Genomic DNA, 12173 nt, shown 5'->3' on the forward strand with positions numbered 1-12173 from the left:
AACAATGCACCATCACAGTGCGCCCCATGTTAAATTTTTTGCTTGAACGGTTCAGCACGCCGTTAAGCCATTGAATTTTAGCATGCATGAACTTTGGCATGAATATTGCAGTGAAGCGTCGTAACATAAGATCGTTCCCATAATATGTACAAAGGAAATTCACTGATGAAGTCACTCTTAAAAGTTTCCCTGGCCGCGTTGACTCTGGCCTTTGCCGTAAGCTCACACGCAGCAGACAAAAAACTGATCGTTGCTACTGACACAGCGTTTGTCCCGTTTGAATTCAAACAAGGTGACAAATACGTCGGCTTCGATATCGACCTGTGGGACGCGGTCGCCAAAGAGATGAAAGTCTCTTATGAACTGAAACCAATGGACTTCGGCGGCATCATCCCTGCCCTGCAAACACACAACATCGATCTGGCGCTGGCGGGTATCACCATCACGCCTGAGCGCAAGAAAGCCATCGACTTCTCTGACGGCTATTACAACAGCGGTCTGATGGTCATGGTCAAGAGCAACAACGACGCCATCAAAAGCGTGGCTGATCTGAAAGGCAAAACCGTGGCAGTGAAAAGCGGCACCAGCTCCGTGGATTACATGAAAGCCAACGTACAGACCAAAGATCTGCGTCAGTTCCCGAACATCGACAGCGCTTACATGGAACTGGGTACAGGCCGTGCGGATGCGGTAATGCATGACACCCCGAACATCCTGTACTTCATCAAAACGGCCGGTAAAGGTCAGTTCAAAGCGGTTGGCGATTCACTGGCTGGCCAGCAATACGGTATCGCTTTCCCTCAGGGCAGCGAACTGCGTGAGAAAGCCAACGCCGCGCTGAAAACCATCAAAGAGAATGGTACCTACGCCGCCATCTATAAAAAATGGTTCGATACCGAACCTAAATAAGCGTTGTTCATTTAAGTCGTTCCCTTTTAGAGAAAGCTGACTTGATATTATGCGCCTGCCGGGATTTATTCCGTGCAGGCGCAGTAAGTTGTTTGACCAGGAGATAATCCATGCAGTTTGACTGGAGCGTAATTTGGCCCGCTCTGCCTATCCTGCTCGAAGGCGCCAAGATGACATTGTGGATCTCGGTCCTCGGTCTGGTTGGCGGTCTGATTATTGGTGTGATTGCGGGTTTTGCCCGCGCGTTTGGTGGCTGGTTTAGCAGCAACGTCGCACTGGTATTTATCGAGCTCATTCGCGGTACGCCTATTGTCGTACAGGTAATGTTCATTTACTTCGCCCTGCCGATGATGGTTCCCGATCTGCGTATCGACCCGTTCAGCGCCGCGGTGGTGACCATCATCATTAACTCCGGTGCCTATATCGCTGAAATTACGCGTGGCGCGGTGTTGTCTATCCACAATGGTTTTCGCGAAGCCGGTCTGGCGCTGGGTCTGTCCCGTCGTGCGACCCTGCGTTACATCATCATGCCGCTGGCGCTGCGCCGCATGTTGCCACCGCTGGGTAACCAGTGGATTGTGAGTATCAAAGATACGTCACTGTTTATCGTCATCGGTGTCGCCGAGCTGACCCGTCAGGGCCAGGAAATCATCGCCGGTAACTTCCGCGCCATGGAAATCTGGAGTGCGGTTGCCGTTATCTATCTGATCATTACGCTGGCTCTGAGCTTTGTTCTGCGCCGCTTAGAACGCAAACTGAAAATTATATGATTGAATTCAAGAACGTCTCAAAACACTTTGGCAAAACCCAGGTGCTCCACGACATCGATCTGAACATTTCTCAGGGTGAAGTGGTGGTGATTATCGGGCCGTCCGGCTCCGGTAAATCTACCTTGCTGCGCTGCATCAATAAGCTGGAAGAGATCACCTCCGGCGATTTGATCGTTGATGGCCTGAAAGTGAATGACCCGAAAGTCGATGAACGCCTGATCCGTCAGGAAGCCGGCATGGTGTTCCAGCAGTTCTATCTGTTCCCGCACATGACCGCGCTGGAAAACGTGGCCTTCGGCCCGATCCGCGTACGTGGCGCGTCGAAAGAAGAAGCCAATAAACTGGCGAAAGAACTGCTGGCGAAAGTCGGTCTGTCCGAGCGCGCGCATCACTACCCTTCCGAGCTATCCGGTGGTCAGCAACAGCGTGTGGCGATTGCCCGTGCGCTGGCGGTCAAACCTAAACTGATGCTGTTTGATGAGCCGACCTCTGCGCTCGATCCGGAACTGCGTCATGAAGTGCTGACCGTCATGAAGCAACTGGCTGACGAAGGCATGACGATGGTCATCGTGACTCACGAAGTCGGCTTCGCCGAAAAAGTGGCATCACGTCTGATCTTCATCGATAAAGGCCGTATTGCGGAAGACGGGAAACCCGCCGATCTGGTTAATAACCCGCCGAGCGAACGTCTGCGCGAGTTCCTGCAACACGTTTCCTGATGCCAGAGGCCGCGGCAAGCGCGGCTTTTAACGCTGACCGGAATGATGTCGGTTTCTCAGGTGCGCTGATCCCTTAACGCGCTGCGCCGAACCGCCCGAAGGGGGAAAGTGCTTTTCCCCTTCGGGATTTCCCCTCGCTTTTTACTCCGCGCTGTCGCTTCCTGGCTATGTCCCACTCAACCGCCTATGGCACGTCACCCCACAACGTTTTGCCACAAATTATCTACAATACGGTCACTCTTGTTTTACCCTTAGGGCTGCCACACCCCCATTAACCGCCATTTTGAGAGAGGAACAATGCCGCATAACGACAGGACTCCGTTGGCTCACCGCATCCAGACACATCTATTTTCGGTTTTGCTGTTTATCACCCTCGCCATGTTCAGCGCTTTCAGCCACGCGGCTGAGGAGAAACCCGCTGCGGCAGATCAGCAAAAAGCCTCATACGCCGCACTGGCCGATATTCTTCAGGATGATAAAGCCCGCGCCGAACTGATTACCCATCTGCGTGACGCTGCCCGCACCGCACCGCAGGCGGCTAAAACGGCCAGCGAAAATACGCCACCGCAGGCCGAACAGTTGTCGCTGATTGATCAGCTGGTCGATACCACCCAGCAGACAGCGTCCGGGATCATGAAGCGCGTTCAGACGCTGAAAGACACCATCAATTCAGGGCCGGAACGCCACTTTAACCCGGCCCGCTTCTTCCCGGCGGTGGGTTATTTTCTGCTGACCGTGGCAGTGACTTTTGCTTTCTTCCACCTGATCCGCCGGTTAATCGGGCCGCTCTATCTGCGCCTTGGCCGCTGGGGAAATCATGCGCGGATGCGGGAGACACACTGGTACAAATTGCCCGCCAGCATCCTGGGCGCGTTCGCCGTCGATCTGGGTATTTTGCTGCTGACCGTCGCTGCCGGTAACCTGTTTGCGCAATACGTCAACGGCGGCAGCCCGCTGATCGCCCGGTTGCAGGCACTATTTCTCAGCGCGTTCGCGGTGATTGAATTCTTTAAAGCGGTTTTGCGCCTGATTTTTTCCCCCGGTTTCAGCTACCTGCGCCCTTTCCCGCTGGCAGACGTTACCGCCCGTTACTGGAACACCCGTCTGGCGTGGGTCAGCGGCCTGATCGGGTATGCGCTAATGGTGGGCGTGCCGGTCGTCGCCACACAAATCAATTACACCACCGCCGCCGTGGTCAATTTTGTGGTGATGCTGGCGCTGACGGTTTACGCCAGCTGGCTGATCCTGCATAACCGCCGCACCATCCACCATGAATTTAACCAGCTGGCTGAGCGGTCAATGGCGTTCTTCAGCGTCATCCTGCGCGCGCTCGGCCACGTCTGGCATTTGCTGGCCGTCAGTTATTTCGTCGTGCTGTTCTTCCTCTCGCAGTTTGATTTTGCCGGCAGCCTGCGGTTTATGATGGCAGCGACCATCAAAAGTCTGGTGATCATCGGCCTTGGCGCGCTGATCTCCGGCCTGCTCTCGCGCTGGATCAGCCGCCGGATCACCCTGCCTGATGACGTCAACCGTCGTTATCCGCTGCTGCAAAAGCGGATTAACTCTTACATTCCGGCAGGTCTTAAAATCATCCGCGTGCTGGTGGTTCTGAGCGTGACACTCTCACTGCTTGATGCCTGGCAGATTTTCAATCTGAATAAATGGTTTATGACAGAAACCGGCGAGAAGGTGATAAGCGGGCTGGGCCACATGCTGTTTATTCTGTGCTTTGCCATTGTCGCCTGGACGCTGCTGGCGAGCGTGATTGAGCACCGGCTGGCGCAGGAACTCAGCAACGGTGCGCGTCCCAGCGCCCGTGAGCGCACGCTGCTGACGCTGTTTCGCAACGTGCTGGCTATCGTGATTTGTACTATCACCATTATGATCATGCTGTCGCAGGTCGGGCTGAACATCGCGCCGTTGCTGGCCGGTGCGGGTGCGCTCGGTCTGGCGGTCAGCTTTGGTGCCCAGACGCTGGTCAAAGATGTGATCACCGGTATTTTCATCCAGTTCGAAAACGGCATGAATACCGGGGAATACGTCACGGTGATGGGCATCAGTGGCACCGTCGAGCGCATGACGATCCGCTCGATTGGTCTGCGCGACATTTACGGCGTCTATCACATCGTGCCCTATTCTTCGATCACCACGCTTTCAAATTATGAACGCGAGTTTGGGGTGTATCGCGCCAGCTATAACGTCAGCCGCGAGGAAGATGTGGATGCGGCCAACGCCGTGCTGCGCAAAGCGGTCGAAGCCCTGCAACAGGATGAAGCCATCAAACCGCTGCTGCTTGGTGAGCCAACCTATCAGGGCGTGGTGGGATTAGGAGATCAGTTCTTCACCCTGCGGGTACTGGTGCGCACCAAAGCGCTGGAACAATGGACGGTGCAGTACGCGCTTGACCGGCTGGTGAAGAATCACTTTGCTGAGGCGGGGATCGAAATGCCCAAGCAGGCAGTACAGATTTACAACGGCGACGTGCCGAAGCCTGGGATCAATGCGGGTATCGCGCCATAGTGGCTTGAATAATGACCGGGAGTATTTCGGTTTTTAATTGCAGCGATCCCTGGCCTTTCGCGCCGAAACGGGGCAAGGGATCGCTGTGACTCAGGAACCGCCATTTCCCAAAAATGGCAAAACCGTTCCGGCTCCCCGCTTTACTGTCTGGTCCGTTCCCCCGCGATCACCGAAAACTGCGCCATCATCCGCACCAGATCCTGCATCCCCAGATTGACCTGATTGATGACTTCGCCTGCGTTACGGCTGAGTGTGACGCCGCCGCCTGCGCGGTTGACGCAGTTACCCATGCCGTCAATGGCCGCCATGACGCCTTCGCGGATGTGTTGCGTCAGCTGGTCAATCTCAACCGCGGCTTTGCGGGACTGATCGGCAAGCGAGCGCACTTCACCGGCGACCACGGCGAATCCCCTGCCCTGTTCACCGGCGTGCGCGGCTTCGATGGTGGCGTTGATCGCCAGTAAATTGGTCTGGGAGGAGATACGGCGGATGGTATCGACCATTTCACCAATGCGTTCTGATGTCTGGCCGAGCTGGCCGATGATGTCTGAGGTCCGGCGCGCTAACGCCTCTACCTCCTGCATGTCTTCGACAGCCTGCTGGACGATAGTGACGCCCTCGGCGGCGGTTTTATCGGTGGTCAGCGACAACGCGTGGACGTGCGTCATCATGCTTTCCTGCTGCCGCTGCTGGTCCATCTGGCAGGTAATGTCCTGAGCGATTTTAACCACTTTAAGCACTTTGCCGTCGTCATCCATCACCGGGTTGTAACTCGCTTCCAGCCAGATACTCTGCCCCCGGCCATTCATGCGCTCAAAACGCCCCAGAATAAATTCGCCGTTTTTCAGGCGCTGCCAGTGATTACGGTATTCATGGGAATCACGATAATGTGGTAAACAAAACATACCGTGGGAATGGCCCTGAATCTGCTGAAGGGAATACCCCATGACTTTCAGAAAGTTATTGTTTGCAGAAATGACGTGACCGTCAGGGGTAAAGGTGATGAGCGCCATCGAACGTTCGAGCGCCTGATAAATACCGTGATGTTCGTGAGATTCATTCACCCGCTCAGACACGTCACTGGCAATTTTAATTATTTCAGTGACTTTACCTTGTTTATTTCTCACCGGGACATAGGTCGCTTCAAGCCAGAGAATGCTGCCATTCTTATGCACCCGTTTAATATTCCCGCTGATGGATTTCCCTTGCCGTAAACCTTCCCAGTGCAAACGATAGGCATCGCTGACGACAAACTCCGGCGTACAAAACATCCGGTGTGGCTGGCCTACGACTTCCTGTCTGCTGTAGCCCATGCCCTTAAGAAACAGATCGTTCACCTCAAGCACCACACCGTCTGGCGTGAAAGCTATCATCGGAACCGCCTGCTGGATCGCAGAGAATTTTTCACGCCATGCCGTACTAAACTGATGAGAAAATAATTGCATAGGACAGACACCCTGTGGCTGATAACGTGAATTAATGCGTGACCGCAATTAATTGAAATAAACACGTGCTACATCCCGCGGGTTATTAGCGATAAACCAATAAACAGCGAAACCGTAGTCTGACCCCTGGGTGGGTTGCAGGCAGGAAAACACAATCAACAATGCTGTGATAAACAAATAAGGCAAATAATGATTACAGTGAAAACGAATAAGCTTTTTTTATAGTGAATTAAGCATAATTTAATCCACTCAAAAAGAAAGGGGACGACCGGACTATTTTTCCAGCGTGCGCATCAACAGATGAACACGCTGGAATCATTCATTTCACGACGTGATCAGACTGACCAGCGTTTAATTGCCCAGCTTTTTTGCTGTGATGGCGTCAGGAAAGTCCAGGCCACGAAGCGGCTGATTTTGTTTCCGTGCACCATTTCGATGGTGCGAATGTCGGTTGCACCTTCTTCGTTTAACGCGTCATACAGCAGCGGCAAGGTGGTTTTTTTGGAAACCAGCACGGTGTACCAGAAACAGTTCTGCGCTTTGCCCGCACTCTCTTCGGCCATGTGAACCACAAAGGCTTCTTCGCCGCCTTCGCACCACAGTTCGTTGTGCTGACCACCAAAGTTCAGCTCGGTCGTGCCACGGCGATCTAACCCCAGATTCTGGCGTTTACGCTGGCTGCCCGAGGCCGCATCGGCCGCTGACGCATGGAAAGGCGGATTACACAGCACGGCGTCATAGCGTTCGTCGTGGCGGATAATGGTATCGAGAATACGCTGCGGTTTGGCCTGCAGACGGAAACGCACCTGATTGGTCAGTTGCGGGTTGGTGGCAACGATTTTCTTGGCTGCCGCCATGGAAACCGGGTCGATCTCGCTGGCAGTAAAACGCCAGCCGTATTCGCGCAGGCCGATAATCGGGTAAATACAGTTCGCGCCAACGCCGATATCCAGCACGGAAATGTCTTTACCCTGCGGAATGTTGCCGTTGTTGCTGCTGGCCAGCAAATCCGCCAGATGGTGCACGTAATCCGCACGGCCAGGGATCGGCGGGCAGAGATAATCGGCCGGAATATCCCAGTTAGCAATCTGATAGCAGTCATGCAGCAAGGCACGGTTCAGCGCTTTTACCGCCTGAGCATTGGCGAAATCTACCGACAAATCGCCCCACTTGTTTTCTGTGACGAACGGCGCCAGTTCGGGGTTATTGGCAATCAGGGCCGGGAAATCATAGCGGCTGCGATGACGATTTCGCGGGTGAAGACCGCTTTTTTCCTGAGGGAAGACTTTCTTTTTTTCCACCTGAGTGACTCTCCGAAAAGGTGTGCGCGACGCATACAACATGCGCGGGGACGCTGGATGTTCATGAATTGGCGCACAAGATACCACAAACCGTCGCCGCCTGCCGGATGCTCACTGGCCGGGGCACATAAAAACCGTCACTTCCCGCCTAAAATGGGTAATCTGGCATTCAAAATTGAAATCAATATGTTGACCGAGGAATACCATGAACGCTGATGATCGCTACTATTACGAACCCGCTGCCGGTCACGGCCTGCCGCACGACCCGCTGAATGCCATCGTCGGCCCGCGTCCGATTGGCTGGATTTCCTCACGCAATGCGGCGGGCCAGCGTAATCTCGCGCCCTACAGCTTCTTCAACTGTTTCAATTATCGTCCACCGATCATTGGTTTCGCCAGCAGCGGCTGGAAAGACAGCGTGGCAAACATTGTCGAAACCGGCGAATTTGTCTGGAACCTGACGACGCGCGCGCTGGCGGTGCAAATGAATGAAAGTTCGGCCTCACTGGAACGCGGTAATGATGAGTTTACGTTTGCCGGCCTGACGCCGCAGCCGGGCAACATCGTCGCCGCCGATCGCGTGCTGGAAAGCCCGGTGAACTTTGAGTGCAAGCTGACGCAATGCATCCAGCTTAAAACGGCCACCGGCGGGGATATTGATACCTGGCTGGTGCTTGGTGAAGTGGTGGCTGTGCATATCGCGAAACATTTACTGGTGGAGGGCGTTTACCAGACCGCCCTCGCCGAGCCGGTGTTGCGTGCCGGGGGGCCTTCCGCCTATTACGGCATTTCTGAAGCGCTGCGTTTCGATTTAACCCGCCCCGACGCCCGCTGACCGACAAAAAAACCGCCGCCGGAATTCTGCCCGGCGGCGGTTTTTTTATGTCTGAAGCTGAACGGCCGGGATTATCTGACCGGGTAGTTCTGTTCCACGAAATCTGCAAAATCCTGACACATGGCGTCATCACCGTCTGCGCTGTCAGCCAGAATACGCTTGCCGTCGATCACCCGGATATGCACATTGAGATCAAAATCCGCTTCCGGCTGTTCGCGTTTTGAGGCCAGTTCAATGGTGTGTTGCGCATCCTGCCACGCCGCATCGATGGTCTGATTACACGCCTGCGCCAGATACGCCGGATTGAATCCCTCACCGGTCAGGCTGCGTAACGTATCGTCATGGCTCACGCTGTTGCCCGGCGTCCAGTAATGCTTCGCCAGATCCGGGCCGATGGCCGGGTTATCGGTAAGGTAGCCGTCGCGTTTAAGGAAGAACGCGCGCGTTTGCTCAACGGCCATCATTGCCAGCAGATATCCCTGATAAGAACAGGCTGATTCCATCGACAGCAGATGCGGGATAGCCAGCGTCGGACGCGGGCTGCCGGTCACGCCCAGAATGTGGGTTTCGATATCACGCGCCAGCGCGATCATCGCCTCCGGCGTGCGTTTTTCATCAGGCCACTGATAGAGCTGCCATTCGAAATAAGGGACCAGCAGGATATGGCGCTCATTGAACGAACGCATCGGCTGACGGGCTTCGATGGTGGCGCGGATCAGTTCGTCAGGAACGGATTCTCCGGCGGCGTTTTTCGCGTAGCGTTTCAGCCAGTCCGCGTCATCAAGCAGGCTGTCGCAAAACATTGACTGGGTTTCGGCATAGGCCATCGACGTCGGCGGGAACTCCTGTGAGAAGCACGGCGCATTCTGGCGGATATTGGCGAAATGCGCTGCGTGGCCGCCTTCGTGGAACAGCGTATTCAGGCCACCTGCCCCGCTGCCGACCTGATCGGGTTTCGCCAGACTGGTGAAGTTGATCACCGCAGGCACCCATTGACCGTTGTCGAAAAATGGCGGTACCGGGCCATGCATAAAACCGTTTTCGTATTTGCCTTCGCGCACCAGCAGATCCAGTTGCATATCCGCGCCGTTAAAACCGATATTCAGACGCTTAAAGCTGTCGATCCAGCGGCGCAGGGAATCGGCAAACGGGAAGTAAGGGTCGAGCTGGCGGGTGACATCACCGGCGCTGGCAAAACGGATATTCCATGGCAGCAGTGCGGCATCGCCTTCGCGCGCGACCAGCTCATTCAGGCTGCGCGTGTTGCTTTCACGGGTTTGTTCTTCGAAACGATCGAGGATGGCGAATAACTGTTCCGGCGTCATGCGCTCGGTTTTATTCACTTTATAATCGAAATAGTTGCGGTAACCGAGCTGGCGGGCGAAGCGGTTGCGCAGGCCAATCAGCTCCGGCAGGCCGTTGTGCAGCAGCCACTCTTCCAGTTCCCGCAGCGCATTTTGCGAACTGCGGCGATAGGTTTCGTTTTCGTTGTTCGCCTGATTGGTCAGCAGCTCACCCAGCGATGCACTGACGCGCTCGCCTTTGCTGTTGATGTGCGTCATCCGGTACTGCTTACGTTTACCAAACAGCACGGATTCAGCCTGAATGATTTCGTCGAGCAGCGCCTGCGCTTTGGGATCTTCAATCACGTTGCAGTCGAAGAAACTCAGCCAGCCGCGCAGGCCGTGGAGCAGTGCTTCGCCGTCCTGATCGCGCTTTTGATTATCGAGCTGTGCGATTAACTCGCGTAATTCTGCCGGGCGGGAAGGTTCGGCGATAAAACGTTTGTAGGCGGTTTCAGCGGCGGAGAAAGCCGCGGAGACATTGTCATCACCGATGCCCATATAGTTTTGCCAGAACAAATTTTCTTTGTCCTGATGCACTTTAAGGTAATCGCGGTTGAGGGCGTTAAAGTAGTCCTGAGCCTGTTTCATGCAATCTTCTCTGCTGAAAGTTAACGAGATTATGCATTGAGTGTATGTTCAGACAGCGGTTCTGTCGATATGGCAAAACCGCTCATCACTGCCGGGCAATCAGGGAGGGGATCAGTTTTTCTTCACGAACTCGGATTTGAGTTTCATCTGACCAAAACCGTCAATTTTGCAGTCGATGTTGTGGTCGCCTTCAACCAGACGGATGCCTTTCACTTTGGTGCCGATCTTCAGCATGGAAGAGCTGCCCTTCACTTTCAGGTCTTTGATCACCGTAACAGAATCGCCGTCTGCCAGCAGATTGCCGTTGGCATCGATCACTTTCAGGACGTCATCTTCCGCGGCTGCATCACCGCTCATGGACCACACATGTCCACATTCAGGGCAATTGAGCATTTCACCGTCCTGCCAGGTGAATTCAGAGTGACACGTCGGGCAAGCCGGTAAAGTTTCCATCGTTAAATCTCCATAAAATTTTATAAAAAAACCAATGAAATCATGAAATAGATTTCGTAGTTCCTCTATTTTAGCCTTTAACCACACTGTTGAACAGGGTAAGAGGGTTTTTGTGCCGCTGAGATGAAGATAAACGCAGAATTTACAGCGTGATGCGGGGGTGTTTTTTTTATGCCTCCCCTGCGAAGAGGGAGGCCGGGACGGGGGATAAAAGACGAAATGAATGTTCAGGCACGCTTTAACGTCTGATTTTGCGCTTAATCCCCCCCTTCACGCGGAAGGACGTTAAAACACCTGTTCCACAATCATTCTGGCTTCGGGCATATCGGCACACACCCCTGCGGCCACCAGACAACATGCCATTTGGGTGAGGAGTGCCTGCGGGATAGCGCGTTCGCCCTTCAGGCATTGCTGAATGTAGTTCACGGTAGTGTCGACGTCTTTGGACGCGGGCAGATCCGCGGCAAAAATCTCTTCTTTTTCGGCCAGAACACTCAGCTCACCCCCGGCGATAAAGTGGGTCTGCGGGAACCGCTGCGGATTGGCATAGACTTCGCCTTCCGTTCCCTGGGTCAGCAAGGCGCGCCCGTCGATCTGGCGGAAGAAGGAAGAGACGCGCTGGATATATTCCGGGTGCGAAACGCTCGATAAGCGCAACGCATCCTGCCCGGTGAAGGGCGTAATTAACTTCGCCAGCGTGTGGCTGCTGTTACGCACGCCCATCTGCCAGCGCAGTGAAAGCTGTTTGTCGATGGGCGGGCACAGCACTGAAACCGGGATGAACACCGGAGCGGAACCGGCGTCGAGCTGCTGCTGTGCCTGCGCCTGGGTGTGTGCCGCCTCAATGCCCAGCGAACGGAAAATCTCAGCGCTGGTGATGCGGGTCGGATCTTCATCAACGCCGTGCACCACCACCGGCAAACCAAGACGGCTGAGTAACATCGCCAGTAACGGCGTGAGATTCGCCTGTTTGCGCGCGCCGTTATAGGTTGGGATCACCACCGGCAGAGGGCGACCCGCGGGCGCCTGAAGGCGCATCACGCGCTCTTCCATAGCCTGATAAAAGCCGAGCATCTCTTCTTCCGCTTCGCCTTTAATACGAAACGCAATCAGCAGCGCGCCGAGCTGTAAATCCGGCACGTCACCGGCCAGGATCTCGCGGTACAGCGCAAGCGACTGCTCACGGTCCAGATCGCGCGCGTGATTTTTTCCGCGCCCCACTTCTTTAATGAGTTTGGTGTAATCCATCGTAGCGTTACCTTCTCGGTGTAATGACTTTTCTTCAGG

10 protein-coding genes are annotated in these 12173 nt (G+C 54.7%); 5 read left to right on the forward strand and 5 right to left on the reverse strand.

From position 1 onward, the window contains the following. Nucleotides 1–165: 165 nt before the first annotated feature. The 4 genes from glnH to ybiO all read left to right on the forward strand — a co-directional run bounded on the left by glnH (nucleotide 166) and on the right by ybiO (nucleotide 4918). Nucleotides 166–909 (forward strand): glutamine ABC transporter substrate-binding protein GlnH, encoded by a 744-nt coding sequence (gene glnH, locus ACQZQY_RS19265; RefSeq protein ID WP_056782352.1) that lies wholly within the window; start codon nucleotides 166–168, stop codon nucleotides 907–909. Between the two features lie 110 nt (nucleotides 910–1019). Further along, nucleotides 1020–1679, forward strand: coding sequence for a glutamine ABC transporter permease GlnP (glnP, locus tag ACQZQY_RS19270; RefSeq protein WP_013574682.1), 660 nt, complete (start codon nucleotides 1020–1022; stop codon nucleotides 1677–1679). After that, nucleotides 1676–2398, forward strand: coding sequence for a glutamine ABC transporter ATP-binding protein GlnQ (gene glnQ / locus ACQZQY_RS19275; protein WP_056782351.1), 723 nt, complete (start codon nucleotides 1676–1678; stop codon nucleotides 2396–2398). Before glnP ends, glnQ begins: the two co-directional genes overlap by 4 nt. 297 nt (nucleotides 2399–2695) lie before the next feature. Next, on the forward strand, nucleotides 2696–4918 hold the full coding sequence (gene ybiO, locus ACQZQY_RS19280) for a mechanosensitive channel protein (protein ID WP_431296231.1): 2223 nt from the start codon (nucleotides 2696–2698) through the stop codon (nucleotides 4916–4918). Nucleotides 4919–5058: 140 nt separating this feature from the next. Here the strand turns inward: ybiO and ACQZQY_RS19285 are convergent, their stop codons facing one another. Together ACQZQY_RS19285 and rlmF are read right to left on the reverse strand one after the other, a co-directional pair. Further along, on the reverse strand, nucleotides 5059–6363 hold the full coding sequence (locus ACQZQY_RS19285) for a methyl-accepting chemotaxis protein (protein WP_431296232.1): 1305 nt from the start codon (nucleotides 6361–6363) through the stop codon (nucleotides 5059–5061). A 335-nt stretch (nucleotides 6364–6698) separates the two neighbouring features. After that, nucleotides 6699–7664, reverse strand: coding sequence for a 23S rRNA (adenine(1618)-N(6))-methyltransferase RlmF (gene rlmF, locus ACQZQY_RS19290; RefSeq protein ID WP_122094636.1), 966 nt, complete (start codon nucleotides 7662–7664; stop codon nucleotides 6699–6701). A gap of 205 nt (nucleotides 7665–7869) precedes the next feature. On the opposite strand from rlmF, the gene ACQZQY_RS19295 reads away from it, so the two are divergent. Further along, a complete protein-coding gene (locus tag ACQZQY_RS19295) occupies nucleotides 7870–8499 on the forward strand; it encodes a flavin reductase family protein (protein WP_122094634.1) in 630 nt (209 codons plus the stop codon). A 71-nt stretch (nucleotides 8500–8570) separates the two neighbouring features. Here the strand turns inward: ACQZQY_RS19295 and ACQZQY_RS19300 are convergent, their stop codons facing one another. From ACQZQY_RS19300 to ybiB, 3 genes are all read right to left on the reverse strand, one after another. Next, a complete protein-coding gene (locus ACQZQY_RS19300) occupies nucleotides 8571–10433 on the reverse strand; it encodes a M3 family metallopeptidase (protein WP_431296233.1) in 1863 nt (620 codons plus the stop codon). Nucleotides 10434–10544: 111 nt separating this feature from the next. Continuing rightward, nucleotides 10545–10886: a zinc ribbon domain-containing protein YjdM gene (locus tag ACQZQY_RS19305; RefSeq protein WP_122094631.1), complete on the reverse strand. Its 342-nt coding sequence runs from the start codon at nucleotides 10884–10886 to the stop codon at nucleotides 10545–10547. Between the two features lie 285 nt (nucleotides 10887–11171). After that, complete coding sequence (ybiB, locus tag ACQZQY_RS19310) at nucleotides 11172–12134, reverse strand: DNA-binding protein YbiB (RefSeq protein ID WP_431296234.1); 963 nt, start codon at nucleotides 12132–12134, stop codon at nucleotides 11172–11174. Nucleotides 12135–12173: the final 39 nt, after the last annotated feature.

The sequence above is a fragment of the Rahnella sp. PAMC25559 genome, assembly GCF_050632365.1.
GTDB lineage: Bacteria > Pseudomonadota > Gammaproteobacteria > Enterobacterales > Enterobacteriaceae > Rahnella > Rahnella rivi.

Bases quoted from the DNA above. Each gene is read 5' to 3' on its own strand.
- glnH (WP_056782352.1), top strand. From the start codon at position 166: ATGAAGTCACTCTTAAAAGTTTCCCTGGCCGCGTTGACTCTGGCCTTT.
- glnP (WP_013574682.1), top strand. From the start codon at position 1,020: ATGCAGTTTGACTGGAGCGTAATTTGGCCCGCTCTGCCTATCCTGCTC.
- glnQ (WP_056782351.1), top strand. From the start codon at position 1,676: ATGATTGAATTCAAGAACGTCTCAAAACACTTTGGCAAAACCCAGGTG.
- ybiO (WP_431296231.1), top strand. From the start codon at position 2,696: ATGCCGCATAACGACAGGACTCCGTTGGCTCACCGCATCCAGACACAT.
- ACQZQY_RS19285 (WP_431296232.1), bottom strand. From the start codon at position 6,363: ATGCAATTATTTTCTCATCAGTTTAGTACGGCATGGCGTGAAAAATTC.
- ACQZQY_RS19295 (WP_122094634.1), top strand. From the start codon at position 7,870: ATGAACGCTGATGATCGCTACTATTACGAACCCGCTGCCGGTCACGGC.
- ACQZQY_RS19300 (WP_431296233.1), bottom strand. From the start codon at position 10,433: ATGAAACAGGCTCAGGACTACTTTAACGCCCTCAACCGCGATTACCTT.
- ACQZQY_RS19305 (WP_122094631.1), bottom strand. From the start codon at position 10,886: ATGGAAACTTTACCGGCTTGCCCGACGTGTCACTCTGAATTCACCTGG.
- ybiB (WP_431296234.1), bottom strand. From the start codon at position 12,134: ATGGATTACACCAAACTCATTAAAGAAGTGGGGCGCGGAAAAAATCAC.